Annotated in this window: 12 protein-coding genes; 6 read left to right on the forward strand and 6 right to left on the reverse strand. The window is 62.3% G+C overall.

Translation table 11 applies throughout. The features are described from left to right. The first annotated feature begins 6 nt into the window (after positions 1-6). The 5 genes from WIT60_RS14540 to WIT60_RS14560 all read left to right on the forward strand — a co-directional run bounded on the left by WIT60_RS14540 (position 7) and on the right by WIT60_RS14560 (position 6,906). Entirely contained in the window at positions 7-1,179 is a 1,173-nt protein-coding gene (locus WIT60_RS14540) for a PilW family protein (protein WP_339584606.1), read from the forward strand. A gap of 20 nt (positions 1,180-1,199) precedes the next feature. Next, on the forward strand, positions 1,200-1,892 hold the full coding sequence (locus WIT60_RS14545) for a hypothetical protein (RefSeq protein WP_339584607.1): 693 nt from the start codon (positions 1,200-1,202) through the stop codon (positions 1,890-1,892). A gap of 114 nt (positions 1,893-2,006) precedes the next feature. After that, a complete protein-coding gene (locus tag WIT60_RS14550) occupies positions 2,007-5,444 on the forward strand; it encodes a pilus assembly protein (protein ID WP_339584608.1) in 3,438 nt (1,145 codons plus the stop codon). Positions 5,445-5,851: 407 nt separating this feature from the next. After that, positions 5,852-6,031 (forward strand): energy transducer TonB, encoded by a 180-nt coding sequence (locus tag WIT60_RS14555; protein WP_339584609.1) that lies wholly within the window; start codon positions 5,852-5,854, stop codon positions 6,029-6,031. 23 nt (positions 6,032-6,054) lie between these two features. After that, positions 6,055-6,906 carry a carbon-nitrogen hydrolase family protein gene (locus WIT60_RS14560; RefSeq protein ID WP_339584610.1) on the forward strand — a complete coding sequence of 284 codons (852 nt, stop codon included), beginning with the start codon at positions 6,055-6,057 and terminating at the stop codon, positions 6,904-6,906. A gap of 22 nt (positions 6,907-6,928) precedes the next feature. Here the strand turns inward: WIT60_RS14560 and WIT60_RS14565 are convergent, their stop codons facing one another. The 4 genes from WIT60_RS14565 to WIT60_RS14580 all read right to left on the reverse strand — a co-directional run bounded on the left by WIT60_RS14565 (position 6,929) and on the right by WIT60_RS14580 (position 11,765). Further along, entirely contained in the window at positions 6,929-7,324 is a 396-nt protein-coding gene (locus WIT60_RS14565; protein ID WP_339584623.1) for a hypothetical protein, read from the reverse strand. A 48-nt stretch (positions 7,325-7,372) separates the two neighbouring features. Next, complete coding sequence (ccsB, locus tag WIT60_RS14570) at positions 7,373-8,734, reverse strand: c-type cytochrome biogenesis protein CcsB (protein ID WP_339584611.1); 1,362 nt, start codon at positions 8,732-8,734, stop codon at positions 7,373-7,375. A 4-nt stretch (positions 8,735-8,738) separates the two neighbouring features. Then, positions 8,739-10,943 carry a cytochrome c biogenesis protein ResB gene (locus tag WIT60_RS14575; protein ID WP_445207710.1) on the reverse strand — a complete coding sequence of 735 codons (2,205 nt, stop codon included), beginning with the start codon at positions 10,941-10,943 and terminating at the stop codon, positions 8,739-8,741. 195 nt (positions 10,944-11,138) lie between these two features. Next, positions 11,139-11,765 (reverse strand): c-type cytochrome, encoded by a 627-nt coding sequence (locus WIT60_RS14580; RefSeq protein WP_339584613.1) that lies wholly within the window; start codon positions 11,763-11,765, stop codon positions 11,139-11,141. Between the two features lie 122 nt (positions 11,766-11,887). On the opposite strand from WIT60_RS14580, the gene yihA reads away from it, so the two are divergent. After that, on the forward strand, positions 11,888-12,772 hold the full coding sequence (yihA, locus tag WIT60_RS14585) for a ribosome biogenesis GTP-binding protein YihA/YsxC (RefSeq protein ID WP_339584614.1): 885 nt from the start codon (positions 11,888-11,890) through the stop codon (positions 12,770-12,772). Here yihA and WIT60_RS14590 read toward each other — a convergent pair. Both WIT60_RS14590 and WIT60_RS14595 read right to left on the reverse strand, forming a co-directional pair. Then, the gene (locus WIT60_RS14590) at positions 12,763-13,677 is read right to left on the reverse strand and encodes a phosphoribosylaminoimidazolesuccinocarboxamide synthase (RefSeq protein WP_339584615.1); all 915 of its coding nucleotides are present in this window, start codon (positions 13,675-13,677) and stop codon (positions 12,763-12,765) included. The two genes, yihA and WIT60_RS14590, sit on opposite strands and share 10 nt — an antisense overlap. Before the next feature lie 157 nt (positions 13,678-13,834). Continuing rightward, positions 13,835-14,491 (reverse strand): glutathione S-transferase family protein, encoded by a 657-nt coding sequence (locus WIT60_RS14595; protein WP_339584616.1) that lies wholly within the window; start codon positions 14,489-14,491, stop codon positions 13,835-13,837. Position 14,492 lies beyond the last annotated feature (1 nt).

Consider the following 14,492-nt stretch of genomic DNA (forward strand, 5'->3'; position numbering starts at 1 on the left):
ACCGCCATGCTGCCCCCACCATCTTCCTCGGCTGAATGCCCGCCGCCCCAACAGCAGCGTGGTTTCACTTTGATCGAGTTGCTCGTGGCGATGCTGCTCGGCTTGGTCACCGTGCTCGTGGTGGCCCAGGTCATGCTGATGGCCGAAAGCCGCAAGCGCACGGCCACCTCGGGCTCCGACGCCAACACCACAGGCGCCATGGCGCTGTACACCATTGAGCGCGACGCCAAAAACGCCGGCTTCGGTATGGCCGCCAACCTGTCTGCGCTGGGCTGTGAGATCCGCGCCAAGTATGGGTCCAGTGCGACGCAAACCTACATCCTGGCCCCCGTGGTGATCACCCAGGGGGCCAGCGGCGCACCCGATACGATCACCTTCACAGCCAGCACCAAGGAAGGCGCCCCCTTGCCTACCAAGGTGACCGTCAATCACCCACCACAGGCGGCCAACTTCTTCGTTCAATCCGCGCTGGGCATCACCGAGGGCGATCTCATGATCGCCGTGCCGCCCGCCATCGGCAGCAGCAACTGGTGCTCCGTCTTTCAGGTCACCAACAACACCTCTCCCGGCGGCGGGAACAGCCAGGGTGGGGGGCAAGGCCAGAACCAGGTTTTGCACAACTCTGGTCAGAGTGCCTGGAACCAACCAGGTGGTCAAACCATCTTCCCCACCCCTGACGGGTACCCCTCCGGCTCTACGCTGATCAATCTCGGGGCCATGTCCCGACGCACCTACAGCGTGGCCAGCAACAGCCTGAACCTGACTTGGCTGGATACCGCGACGAACACCAACCAGACGCGCGTCATCTACCCACAAGTCATTCAGTTGCAAGCCGAATACGGCACCGATGCCAACTTGGCGGACAACAGCGTCCGAGTCACCGCGTGGACGACCACGACCCCGGCGACCAACGACAACGCCGGCTGGCAGGCGATCAAAGCAATTCGCGTGGCGGTGGTGGCGCGCAGCGATGTCTACGAAAAGGATGTCGTCACGGTTGCGGGCACGGGGAACACCTACAGCACCTGTCGCGCGTCCAGCCCGCGCGCCGTTTGCTGGGCGGGCGGCGCCATCAACAACCTCAACGCCAACAACCCAGGGTCGACAGACTGGCAACACTATCGCTATCGCGTCTACGAAGCCGTCCTCCCCATCCGCAACGTGATCTGGCAACAGTGAGCGTCCATCAGGAAAATCCCATGTCCAAGCAGCTTTTGATTTCGCCGTACCGCCAAAGAGGGCTGTCTCTGATCGTGGTGCTGCTGTCACTGGTCACCCTCGCTTTTGCCTCGGTGGCCTTGATCAGGTCCATTGACACAGGGACCTTGGTGATTGGCAACCTGGGCTTCAAGAAAGCCGCCACAGCCTCCAGCGATCAACCGGCCGACACGGCCATCGCGTGGTTGCAAGCAAACCTGTCAGGCACCACGCTGTACACAGACATCACCACAAATGGCCAAGCGTACTACGCCACCAGCATTGACGCCCTGGATCCTTCGGGCAACAGCCGCCCAGCCACCGGCATCCCTGCGCGCCCATTCGTCGACTGGACAGGAGACAGTTGCGGAGGCTGTGTGGCGGCGGGCACCTGCTCGACCTGCGTGGCACCGTCTTCCGCCACAACCACCGCCGATGGCTACACCCACCGCTACCTCATCACCCGCCTTTGCAAATGTACGGGGGACCCGAACGGAAATTGTGCCGACGGCTCTAGCAATATTTGCTCCGTCCCAATCACCAACGCGGCCTCGACCAGCCCGAAGCGCGGCGAATTGAAGTACGGCGATAACGTCCGTTTCTCTGGTGCCAACAGCCCATTCTTCCGGATCGTGGTTCGAACAGACGGTCCCCGTAACACCGCCTCGGTGACCGAAACCTACATTCACTTCTGATCATTCTTCATTTGGATTTGGGAGCACGTCATGACACACCGCACTCGTCTGATTCAGGCCCCGCGCCTGCGCTGCACGGCATATGCCGTTCGCACACTCATGACAGGCACAGTCATGCTGTCCGCAATGGGTATTGCGAGTGCAGCCATCCTCAGCTTGGCTGACGCCCCCTTGGGCAATGGCCTGTCCTCCACAGCCGTCAAGCCCAACATCGCGATGGTGATCGACGACTCGGGTTCGATGGCCTTCCCGAACATGCCGGGAGACATCAGCCAAGGCGTGGAAGACGACAACGTTGACATCCAATATGGCAAAGCCTGTTATGGCTACAAGGGATACAACAGCGTCGCCTACGACCCCACCATCACCTACACGCCGCCCTATGACCCATCGGTCACAACCGAGCCCCAACAAAAGCCCAACGCGGTGTTCACGGCTGCCCTCTACGACGGATACCGTGCGGTGAACACCACGTCCTACGATGGCACGACCAACACGGCACGGAATCTCTCCACCAGCCCGACAACGGATTCCGATGCCATCCGACTGGGCCGTTGGCCCGGCACGAACACGCGTGTACGCCTCAAGTTCTATTACTCCAAGTGGAAGTCAGGCACCCCCGCCTCCAATTGCGCGGCAGACAGCAAGTACACGGTCATCACCTCTGCCTCAGATATCGAAGCACCGGGCGTCCCAACCGGCAGCGATGCCGCCAAAACGAACTACGCCAACTGGTACAGCTATTACCGCAACCGTGGTTACATGATGAAAGCTGCCACAGGACGTGCCTTCAGCACGCTGTCGGACCAGTTCCGTGTGGGGCTGTTTTTCATCAACAGCAACGACAACACCAACCTGACCATCAGAGATTTCGACAGCACCAATCAAGTCGCCTGGTACAACGCCCTCTATTCCTCGACGTCCAGCGGGAGTACGCCTCTGCGCACAACCCTGGCCAAAGTTGGCCAGATGTACGCTGGCAAGGGTGGCTGGGGAGACAAAGATCCTGTTCAATTCTCGTGTCAGCAAAACTTCACGATCCTCTCGACTGACGGTGCGTGGAATGATGACAACGACCCCAAGCGATTGAACACGACCACGGACATTGGAAACCAGGATGGCACGGGTACAGATCGCCCCTATTTGGATGCACTCGACATTTCGAACACCCTCGCCGACACGGCGATGTACTACTACAAGACGGACCTGCGAACCTCTGCGCTGAACAACTGCAGCAATACCATTGGCACGACGGTTTACAGCAATCTGTGCGAGAACAACGTACTCGGCACGCCGCGGGATCCCAACACCCAGCAGCACATGACGACATTCACGCTGGGTTTGGGCGTGAGTGGTGAAATCTTCTACGAGCCCAACTACGAAACCGCCCCCAACATCACAGGCGTGACGCAGTACTACGACATCTTAAACAGCAACTCAAACTGGCCCAACCCGAACAGTGACATCCGCAAAATTGACGACCTGTGGCATGCGGCAGTCAACGGACGCGGGCTCTATTTCTCAGCTTCCAACCCAACCAGTCTGACGGCGGGGCTCCAGGACGCCTTGGCGGGTATCTCTGCGCGGATTGGATCGGGTACGGCAGCCGCCACATCCAGCCTTGAACTCGTTGCGGGTGACAACGCGGTCTATTTGGCGCAATACCGAACGGTCAAGTGGGACGGTGAACTGATCGCCAAAGCGATTGACGCCAACACCGGTGCAGTGGCCTCAACAGCCACTTGGAGTGCTCGCACTCAACTGAACCTCAAAGTGAGTTCGGCCACCTCGGGTGATGGCCGCACCATCAAGTACTTCAACAGCACCGCCACCGACAAGCTCAAGGACTTCACCTACACCAACCTGAACACCGATGGCCTGGGGACACCGTTTACCACCGCCTGTCCATCAACGGGCTCGGCGCTCAGCCAATGTACCAATTTGACGGCCACACAGAAGTCCCTGGCCAATGATGGCGACAACATGGTCAACTACCTGCGGGGGCAAAGCACCTACGAGGACCTGACCAATTCTGCCAATCCGTTGTATCGAGAGCGTGAGCATGTGCTGGGGGACATCGTCAACGCCGTCCCCGTGTTCGTGCAAAAACCTCAGTTCAACTACGAGCAATACGACAGCACATACGGCAGCTTCAAATCCACCAACGCCACGCGTGGTGGCACGGTCTTCGCTGCAGCCAACGATGGGATGCTGCATGCGTTCAACAGCGCGAATGGCTCGGAGCGCTGGGCATTCGTCCCGAGCTTCGTGATGCCCAATATGCGCCATCTGGCTGACACCAATTACGATCATCGCTACTATGCCGACAGCTCGCCCACGGTCGCTGACGTGTGCAGCAGCCCAGGAACAGGGACCCCCAGCGTTTGCTCCTCGGCCACAGCATGGAAGACCATCCTGGTGGCGGGTCTCGACAAAGGTGGCTGCGGCTACTACGCGCTGGACGTCACCGATCCGGCCAACCCCAAGGGTTTGTGGGAGTTCACCCATGCCCAAATGGGCTACAGCTACGGCCATCCTGTGATCACCCGCCGCAAAGACGGCAAGTGGGTCGCGATCTTCACATCTGGGTACAACAACGTACCGGGCACCTGCGGCAAGACCACAGGTGACGGCATCGGCCGGGTCTTTGTGGTGGACGCTATGACCGGCACTTTGCTGGACACCATTTCGACGGGAGAGGGCTCGGCCGAAACACCCAGCAACCTCAGCAAGCTCAATGCCTGGGTTGAGGTCGCAGAGTTGAACACCGCCGATGTGCTGTATGCCGGTGACATGCTGGGCAATGTGTGGCGCATCGATTTTGACGATAACCACGCGCCCAGTGGCAAGGAGGCCTTCAAGCTTGCAACTTTGCGCAATGCCGCAGGTACCGCACAACCCATCAGCGTGAAACCTGAATTGGCGTACACCAATGGCAGCCGCGTGGTGATGGTTGGCACGGGCCGCCTGCTGTCGCTGGACGACCTCAGCAACGCACAAGGTCAAAGTGTCTATGGGCTCAAGGACGATCTCTCGACCACAGGCTTGAGCAATCCACGCGCCAACGCCTCGGTCAAGTCTCGCACCCTGACCACAACCACCGGCAGCAACGGCCAGACCATTCGCACCATCTCTGGTGACGCCATTGACTGGGCCACCGACAAAGGCTGGTATTTCGACTTCCCCTCGACGGGCTCCGGCAACGCTTCCGAACGCGTCAACGTCGATATGCAACTGCAATACAACATCCTGACGGTGGCCACCAACGTGCCGGAGTCCAACGCGTGCACCGCTGGCGGCTATGGTTGGCTCTACTACGTTGACCTGGAGACCGGCAAGCAAGTCACCACAGCCACCGACTCTGCGATTGGCACGCGCCTGTCATCCAACACCATGGTGTCGGGTATCAAGACGGTCAAGCTGCAAAACGGCAAGACGGTCACCATCGTGAGCGACACCTTGGGTGACGTGCGAACCAACCCCTCCCCCTCTCCCACGGGTGCTGCGGCAGGCACGGCCCGGCGCACCATGTGGCGTGAGTTGCTGGACTGAAACCACAACAGCCCTCGGTGCTCCGGGACACACGTGCTCTTGCTGCACTCGCCTCCGTCGCGCTGCACGTCAGCGTGACGTGGGGCGTTTGGGCCGCATGGTGGCACCCCCGAGTTTTACCCGCTGGAGCAGCGGGCGCCGCACCACCGCTCAAGGTGCGGCAGCTCACCGTGCGCGGGGAGCATGGCTCCAACGTGGGCCAGGTCACACTCGCCATACCCGACCAGCCTGCGGACACCGCTTCGCCAGCGGCGTCCGCGCCTGACGACGCCCAGTCAAACTCGGCGAGCGGTAACCTCCCCGCTTACTGGCCGCGCAAACTTCTGGATGTCGGCCCAGCGCCCACATCTTCGGTCATCCTGCCCACCCCCACAGATCAGGACCCGTCGCCCCCGGGCCATGCCATCTTGGAGTTGTTCATTGATGCCACGGGGCGTGTCGACCACATAGACATACTCGAAGCCCAAGCGCCGATCGAATTCGTCGACGCGGCCAAAGCTATTTTCCTGCTCACGCCCTTCACCCCAGGCCTGAAAGACCAAACCCCGGTCCCCAGCCGGATCAAAATCGAAGTACGCTACGAATAGCGCCCCTCTTCCTGTCGTCGTTCATGAAAGCCGCCGCCATCCAGATGATCTCCACCCCCAGGGTGGACGACAACCTCACCCAGGCCCGGGCCCTCATCGCCCAGGCCGCACAGGCCGGTGCCGAATTGATCGCACTCCCCGAGTATTTCTGCCTGATCGGTCTGCGCGACAACGACAAACTGGCCATCGCCGAGCCCCTGGCCGATGCCAGCCATCCGGCCTCGGTCGGCACCCCCATGCAACACATCCTGGCCAAAACCGCCAAGGAGCACGGCATATGGCTGATCGCGGGCACCTTGCCCATTCGCGCGCCGGGCAGTGACAAGGTCTACAACACCACCCTGGTCTTTGACCCTCAAGGCCACCGCGTCGCCCGCTACGACAAGATCCACCTGTTCTGCTTTGACGACGGCGAACGTCGCTACGACGAAGCCGCCACCTTACGCCCCGGTCAGGAGCCGGTGGCCTTCAGCCTCACCGACCGCAGTGGCATCAGCTGGCGGATCGCCCTGAGTGTTTGCTACGACCTGCGCTTTCCTGAACTGTTCCGCCACCTCGGAGACAAGCATCCTCTCGATCTCATCGTGCTGCCAGCCGCATTCACCGACACCACCGGCAAAGCCCACTGGGAGTTGTTGCTGCGTGCGCGCGCGGTCGAGAACCTCTGCCACGTGCTGGCGCCAGCCCAAGGAGGACGTCATGAGAACGGTCGCACGACCTACGGCCACTCCATGATCGTCGGCCCTTGGGGCGAGGTCATGGCCGTCCAAGCTGAAGGCGCCGGCATCGTGATGGCCGAACTGGACCAGACCAGGCAAAAGCAGGTCCGCAGTCAGCTCCCCGCCTTGCAGCATCGCGTGCTGAGTTCGTCGTGACCGACTGAATCTGCGATGCCCCTCAAGGCATCAAGTCAGCCCAATCCGTGCCCGCGGCATCGCCGGCATCAGGCGGTGCCACCTGCCCCGATGAAGTCAGGGCAGACTGCCCGCCGCCATACAACGACAAGGCATGGCCCTGCATGCCTTCGCGGAAATGCTTGCGATCGAACAGCTTGGCCTGCGCTTCGGTCGGCAAGTCGGTGATGCGCAGCACGTTGCGTCGAATGAGCGCATCGATCAGGTCTTCCAGCACGCGAACCAGGTCCGCGTCCATCTGAGCGAACGAACGCTGCTCGTCCGTCCCCAGGAAGGCCAGCACCTCGGGATGCTGCGGCGGCACCGGTTCACCACCTGGCACCGGCTCACGGTGCAAGCTCACGATATTGCCTTGGGCATCACGAATGGCGTAGTGCATGCAATCCAATCCCGTCACACGAATGACCGCAGTGTATCGGCCGCCCCGTCACAAGGTGCCGTAAGAATGCAGTCCTGACAGGAACATGTTCACGCCCAGGAAGGCGAACGACGTCACCAGCAAGCCGGCCAGCGCCCACCAGGCCGAGAAGGTGCCGCGCAGCCCCTTCATCAGGCGCATGTGCAACCACGCCGCGTAATTCAGCCACACGATCAAGGCCCAGGTTTCTTTCGGGTCCCAGCTCCAGTAGCCGCCCCAGGCCTCGGCGGCCCAGAAGGCGCCCAGAATCGTCGCGATGGTGAAGAAGGCAAAGCCCACAGCAATGGCCTTGTACATCACGTCGTCCAACACCTCGAACGAAGGCAGTTGCGCCGCAATGCGCCGGCGCGCCGCCACAATCGCGGCCACGATCAAGGCGGCCACACCGAAATACACCGCCCAGAAACTGCTCAGCCACTGCTCACTGCCCGGCTTGCTGCGGAACACCACCGGCTCAAAGCACAGCACCACCCCCACCAACCACAGCGGCGCCAGCTTCCACCAGCGGGTCTCCTCTGCCTGGTGCTTGACCAAGTAGGCAAACGCCACCATGGCCGCCAGGGCGAACGTGCCATAGCCAATAAAATTGGCTGGCACATGCAGTTTCATCCACCAGCTTTGCAACGCGGGCACCAGGGGTTGAATCTCGTGCGCGCCGCGCTCCAGTGCGTACCACAGCAGAAAACCCACCGCGGCGCTCACCACCAGCATAACGAACGCACCCAGCGAGCCCAGATCCCGACCCATGCGGGCAAAACGATCCTCGTAGTACAGCCAGTACGCGGCGGTCAACCAGGCAAACAGCACGAACACCTCATAGAGGTTGCTCACCGGGATGTGACCAATGTCTGGCGCGATCTGATGGCTCTCGAACCAGCGCACCAACGTGCCCACCAGCGCCATGAAGATCCCCGCCCAAGTCAGGCGCGAACCAAGCTTCGTGGCCGTTGCACTGCGCGCCACCAAGCCAATCCAATAGAACACCGTGCTCATGAAGAAAAGCACACTCATCCACAGGATGGCGCTCTGGCTCGACAGGAAATACTTCAGCCAGAACGCCTGCTCCGCCATGGCCAGGTCCGCGCCATGGGCATCGGTGTGGCGCAGGTAGAGCGACATCGCCGCCCACGTGGCCAGCCCGACCAGCACCAGCAGCAAGCGCAAGGGGCGCCAGAACCAGCCCAGCGCAACCACGCTCGGCACGGCCGCCGCCAAGATGGCTTTCTCGTAGCCGTCCATGTGCGCGCCATAGGCCACGAAGCCCCACGCACCCAGCGCCAGCGCCAGCACGGCAAAGAGCCAGTCGGTCAAAGGTCGGCGTAGCCCGCCATCGGAGGCCAGCGCCACGCTGGCCGAATGTGAAGTGCTCATGAGATCAGATCTCCTTGGTGGTCGGCACTGGGGCTTGCGCCAGCGCCTCGCCCAACACCGTCTGGCGCAGGCGATCAAATTCGCGGTCGGTGTCCAGCGTCTGACGCGTGGAAGACAGGGCCATCTGCACCCGTGTGCCGCCCTGCGGATCTTGCTGCAACCACACCCACAAACGCCGGTCGCGGATGTAAAGCATCGCAAAGACCCCGATGATCAGCAGCACACAGCCCAGGTACACCACATTGCGACCGGGGGTACGGGTCACCTGAAACACGCTGGCCTGGCGCTGCTCGAAGCTGTCGAGCATGAACACCACCGGCACCGGATACAGCATCGCATCGGACAGCGACAACACCGCCCGCCCCATGAAAGCCTGCACGGCCGGTTCGTCGAGCGACACCGCGGGCAAACCGGCCTGCGTGCGGCTGAGGTTGTACAACTCAAACAAGGCGCCATTGAGGATGCGGATCAGCGTGCCCGAGGTCTGCTCTCGCTGCTCAGGCGGCACCACCTGCTCGATGAAGCGCGACAAGCCCATCAAGCCCCCGCTTGGCACATCGGTCGCAGGCTGGCCGGCAGCCGTCTCCAACGGCACGGCCCCCGCAAACAGATCCAGCGATCGTTGCGCCGAGACAGTCAACTGCTCACGCACCTCTGGGCGATCGCTTGGCCCCGCCGCCACACCAAACCGCCGCGCAGCTTCATCACGCATCGCCTTGTTGTTCAGGGCCTGACGCAAGCGCAACCAGCCCTGCAAGCTCATGGCCTCGTCGGCCGGCACCCGCAGATAACGGAAACCTTCGGCGGGCGTGTCGCGCACACCCAGCAAGAACATCCGGTGCCCGTCCAGCTCCACCGGCACCATGAAGTTTTGATATTCCCGCGCCTGCCCCGCCGCATCGCGCAGCTTGTAGGTCACCGACGGGCCAATGTTCACCAGTTGTTTGTTGCCCACCGGCTTGGCGCCAGAGCCCAGGTGCTTGCTCAGATCCGTCAAATTCACGCCGCGCACATCGGTAGAGGTCGCGGCAGGGTTGGCGCTCTGCGCATCGGCCAGGTTTTCCACGTTGATCACGCGCAGGCCGCTCACCTCCAACTGCAGCGGACCACTCCCCTGGCCCAACCAGTCGGCCGGCAAAGCCCCGGGCGCCCCACCCACCACGGCGTCCACCACCTCCGGCCCACTGCGCGCGCCCGCCCGATCCAAGTAGAGCGGACGCAACTTGACCAAAGACCCACCATCCTCAAAGCTCGACTGGAAGATCGTCACACCGTCGTACACCACCGGGTGATTCACCTCCACGGTGTAGGACTTCGGATCTTTCGCGCGTGGATCGTGGATCACGATGTCGCTGGCGAAGCGCTTCGGCATACCCGTCTCGTAGTACTCCACCACGAACTTCTTCAGCTCGATCTCGAAGGGCAGCGGCTGCACCAGCATGCCCTGATCCATCTGAATCACCGAGGCATTGGTCCGCTGGCCTTCCGACACAAACAACTGTGCCCGATAGGCCGGGTTGCGCTCGCTCAAGCGGCTGTTGGCGGGCTCGGTGCCGCCCTTGAATGGCTGCAAGTCCTGCGCCCAGGCTTGTACCTTGACCACCAGATCGCCATCGAACAGCCCGCCCAGGCACACCAGGACGATGGCCGCGTGTGCCGCGATGTACCCCACCTTGTTGGCCTTGCCCAATCGGGCGGCGATCATCACGCCAGCCTCGCCCTGCGTCGACGCTTCGCGCCGCTGGGTCTTGATCGACCAGCCTTGCGTCTGCAAGGTCTGCAGCACCTGCCCCTCAACCGTGCTCACCGGTTCGGCCAACTGCCCGGTCGCCTTGTGGTGGAAGGCCTGCAAGGCCCGCTCGCGGATGCCCTCCTTGTGTGCGCGCCAGTCTGCCACGATCTTGGGCGTGTTGCGGGCAATGCACAGGCTGGTCGAGATCACCAGAAAGGCCAGGATCACCAGGAACCAGACCGAGCTGTAGATCCGATACAAACCGATGGCACCGAACACCTCGGCCCAGAATGGTCCGAACTGGTCCACGTAGTTGACCATCGGCTCGCCCTGCTTGACCACGGTCCCGATGGCCGAGGCAATGCAGATCACCGTCAACAACGCGATGGCAAAGCGCATCGACGCCAGCAAATCCAGCAATTCACGGCGCCGCGATCGGCGCGCTGGAACAGGAAGAGGAGAGGCTTCAGCAGTCATAAAGTCAGACAGAACCGTGGCGGACTATAGCGACAAGGTCGGTCACCACGTCGTCGTGGGGGCATGCGCCATCACCCGGGCAGCCAAAATAAAAGGCGGGCACCCCGCAACCGGGATCCCGCCTGGGCATGTCGAGCATCTCTCGTCACGTCACGACCGGCGCCCCGGCACAGTCCGAGCGCGCCAGCATGGCGCTCAGCGCAGACCAGCGATGTAGTCGGACAGCGCTTCGATTTCCTTGTCGCTCAGGTTGGCGGCAATGGCCGTCATCTGGACACTGTTGGTGCGCTCGCCCTGGCGGAACGCGGTCAGCTGAGCCTTGGTGTAGTCGCTGTGCTGGCCACCCAGACGCGGGTACTGCACGGGCATGCCGGCGCCATTGGGGCTGTGGCAGCTGGCGCAAGCGGCGATGCCCTTCTTGGCGATGCCGCCGCGATAGATCTTCTCGCCCAAGGCGACCATGTCCTTGTTCTTGGCTGTGCCCACCGGAGCCTTCTTGCTGGCATAGAACGCGGCCACGTCACGCATCTCGTCGGCCGTCAAGGGGGCAGCCATGCCCATCATGATGCCGTTCTTGCGCTTGCCTTCCTTGAACTCAACCAGTTGCTTGACCAAGTACTCAGGGTGCTGGCCTTGCAGGATGGGGTAAGCGGGCAGACCACGCGAGCCATCGACCGCGTGGCAGGCCGCACACACGGCCGTGGCCTTGGCTTCGCCCGCCGCCAGATTCGGCTTGGCGGCTTTGGTGTCGGCACCATGGGCCAGGCCGGACAAGGACAGGGCCACCGAGGCAAGGGCAATCAGGTTCGAGAAGCGCTTCATGGCGTAGGGGCGGTGAGTTGGCTGTGTGGGGTGAAACCGGCGGCCGGCACCCGATCCCGAGATTCAAAACGGAATCGAACACCTGCTTTTGGCAGTTGAATCTAGAGATTTTACAATGCCCTATGACCCGTCACACACCCAATCGCCCCGGCTCGGCCAAACAGGCCCCTTCCAAGACGGCCAATGGCCCACAAAAAGCCGTTACACCGGCCCGTGTGCCAACCCAGGATCTGGCTCGCCACCCAGCCAAGGAAGCCCTGGCCTGGGCCCACACGGCCCGCTTCTACATCACGGCGGCCCAGTTGCATCAGGTGCCCGTGAGCGAGTTGCCAGAGGTCGCGTTCGTCGGTCGCTCCAACGCCGGCAAGTCCACCGCCATCAACACCCTGGCCCAGCAGCGCCAGCTCGCCTACGCATCCAAGACGCCCGGACGCACCCAGCACATCAACCTGTTCCACCTGGGACCCAAGGCCGCCCCCAACCAGATCTGGACCGACCTGCCCGGCTATGGCTATGCCGCCGTCGAGCGATCGGCCAAGCTGCGCTGGCAGGAGGTGATGGCCCGCTACCTCGAGGTCCGACGCAATTTGAGTGCGGTGGTGCAGATGGTGGATTCGCGCCACGGTTTCACCGAACTGGACCGCCAGTTGCTCGAGTTCGTGACGCCCCGCGTGCGCAGCGGTGAGGTCAAGCTCCTGGTCATGCTGACCAAGGCGGACAAGCTCAACCGCAAGGAGCAGGCCGAATCCCTGCGCAAGGCGCAAGAGGTGCTCGCAGACCTCGTCACCGACGAGTCCGACGTCAACGTGACCCTGTTCTCATCGCTCAACAAGAGCGGTGTGGGCGATGTGGCCGAGGTGCTGCACGGCTGGGCAGCCTCGCCTGAAGTGGCCGAGGCCCTCGCGGCTGCACAAGCGGCACAAGCTGCCGCAGAGGCCAACCCGGAGCACTGGGAAGACGAGGATGAGGGAGACGCCTCAGCGGCGTCCCCGCACGATCAGGCCTGACCGGTCAAGCGCACCAGGGCTTCCTGGTACTTGGCGGCGGTCTTCTCGATCACGTCCTGAGGCAAAGCCGGCGACGGTGCGGTCTTGTTCCAGGGCTGACCGTTGACCGTGGCCTGCTCCAGCCAATCGCGCACGAACTGCTTGTCGTAGCTGGGCGGATTGGCACCAGCCTGGAAGGCCTCCTCATAGCCTTCCACCGGCCAGAAGCGCGACGAATCCGGCGTCAGCACCTCGTCCATCACGGTCAGCGTGCCGTGCTCGTCGAGACCGAACTCGAACTTGGTGTCGGCAATGATGATGCCCTTGGTCAGCGCGTAGTCGGCGGCCGTCTTGTACAGCTTGATGGCCAGATCGCGCACCTGAGCGGCCAAGTCCGCACCGATGATCTCCACCATCTTCTCGTAGCTGATGTTCTCGTCGTGGTCGCCCATCTCGGCCTTGGTGGCCGGCGTGAAAATGGGTTCGGGCAGCTTGCTGGCGTTCTTCAAACCAGCCGGCAACTTCACGCCACACACCTCGCCGTTGTCCTGGTATTCCTTCCAGCCACTGCCGGCCAGGTAGCCGCGCACCACCGCCTCCACAGGCAGGGGCTTGAGCTTCTTGACCAGCATCGAGCGGCCTTCGACCTGGCGACGCTCTTCGGGCTTGACCACGCTGCAGGGGTCTTCACCGGTCAGGTGATTCGGCGCCACATCCTTGAGCAACTCGAACCAGAACAGCGCCATCTTGGTCAGCAGCGCCCCCTTGCCCGGAATGGGTTCGCCCATGATCACGTCAAAGGCGCTGATGCGGTCCGAGGCCACCATCAGGATGCGGTCATCGCCCACGGCATAGTTGTCGCGCACCTTGCCACGGGCAAGCAGAGGCAGAGAAGTCAGGGCAGAGGTATGCAGGGCGGAGGTCATGAGGCGGTCACCTGGTCAAGCGTGACACCGGCAACGGCGTCACTGAAATCGGCAAAGCGATATTGTGCAGCCTCCCGCCGCCGCCGCACAGCCGTGCCCCGCCATGTGGAGGCAACTCGCTTCGCCACGTACCGGCCACTCCCCCTCGCTGACCCCTTTACTTCCCCATGCGCGCCTGCTGATCAGCCTTGCGATCGGCAGCCACCTTCTGAGCCGTCGGGCGCTGCTCGATCAGCTTGACATAGCTCTTCCAGTCGATCCCGGCGGCAGCCACCAAGTCCTCGCCACAGACCAGCTTGCTGGCCAAAGCAGCCAGTGGCAAGCTCGTGTACACGGCACAGTCAGCCATCGTGAACGTGTCACCGGCCGCATACGGTGCAAACTTGGCCACCTCGCGGAAAGCCGCCAAATTGCGAGCCAGATCCTTCTTGACGCGCTCAACAAACTTCTCAGACAAGGTGCCGCCAAAGAAGGCCTGCGCATACAACTGGCGCGCACACAGCTCCACGTGCAGATCACAGAAGGTGATCAACTCGCGCACCTTGGCCGCTTGCCATGGATCGGCCGGGATCAAGGCAGGGCTGGGCCAACGCGCCTCGATGTAGTCCACGATGACCTGGCTCTCGCACAGGAAACCTTGCTCGGTCTCGATGTAAGGCACTTTGCCCAAGGGCGACTTGTCCGCATGGGCTTCAGGATCACTGCCCGGCCCCACCGGTGCATGCACTTCCTCAAACGCAATGCCTTTTTCCAGCAAGACCAGCTTGACCTTGTTGTAGTAGTTGGACAGCGGGAATCCGTACAGCTTGAGCATC

Origin of the sequence: Aquabacterium sp. G14, from assembly GCF_037482285.1 — a bacterium.
Lineage (GTDB): Bacteria > Pseudomonadota > Gammaproteobacteria > Burkholderiales > Burkholderiaceae_C > Aquabacterium.

Excerpts from the sequence above, each read along its gene's own strand:
- WIT60_RS14540 (WP_339584606.1), top strand. The coding sequence starts at position 7 with ATGCTGCCCCCACCATCTTCCTCGGCTGAATGCCCGCCGCCCCAACAG.
- WIT60_RS14545 (WP_339584607.1), top strand. The coding sequence starts at position 1,200 with ATGTCCAAGCAGCTTTTGATTTCGCCGTACCGCCAAAGAGGGCTGTCT.
- WIT60_RS14550 (WP_339584608.1), top strand. The coding sequence starts at position 2,007 with ATGCTGTCCGCAATGGGTATTGCGAGTGCAGCCATCCTCAGCTTGGCT.
- WIT60_RS14560 (WP_339584610.1), top strand. The coding sequence starts at position 6,055 with ATGAAAGCCGCCGCCATCCAGATGATCTCCACCCCCAGGGTGGACGAC.
- WIT60_RS14565 (WP_339584623.1), bottom strand. The coding sequence starts at position 7,324 with ATGCACTACGCCATTCGTGATGCCCAAGGCAATATCGTGAGCTTGCAC.
- ccsB (WP_339584611.1), bottom strand. The coding sequence starts at position 8,734 with ATGAGCACTTCACATTCGGCCAGCGTGGCGCTGGCCTCCGATGGCGGG.
- WIT60_RS14575 (WP_445207710.1), bottom strand. The coding sequence starts at position 10,943 with ATGACTGCTGAAGCCTCTCCTCTTCCTGTTCCAGCGCGCCGATCGCGG.
- WIT60_RS14580 (WP_339584613.1), bottom strand. The coding sequence starts at position 11,765 with ATGAAGCGCTTCTCGAACCTGATTGCCCTTGCCTCGGTGGCCCTGTCC.
- yihA (WP_339584614.1), top strand. The coding sequence starts at position 11,888 with ATGACCCGTCACACACCCAATCGCCCCGGCTCGGCCAAACAGGCCCCT.
- WIT60_RS14590 (WP_339584615.1), bottom strand. The coding sequence starts at position 13,677 with ATGACCTCCGCCCTGCATACCTCTGCCCTGACTTCTCTGCCTCTGCTT.
- WIT60_RS14595 (WP_339584616.1), bottom strand. The coding sequence starts at position 14,491 with ATGCTCAAGCTGTACGGATTCCCGCTGTCCAACTACTACAACAAGGTC.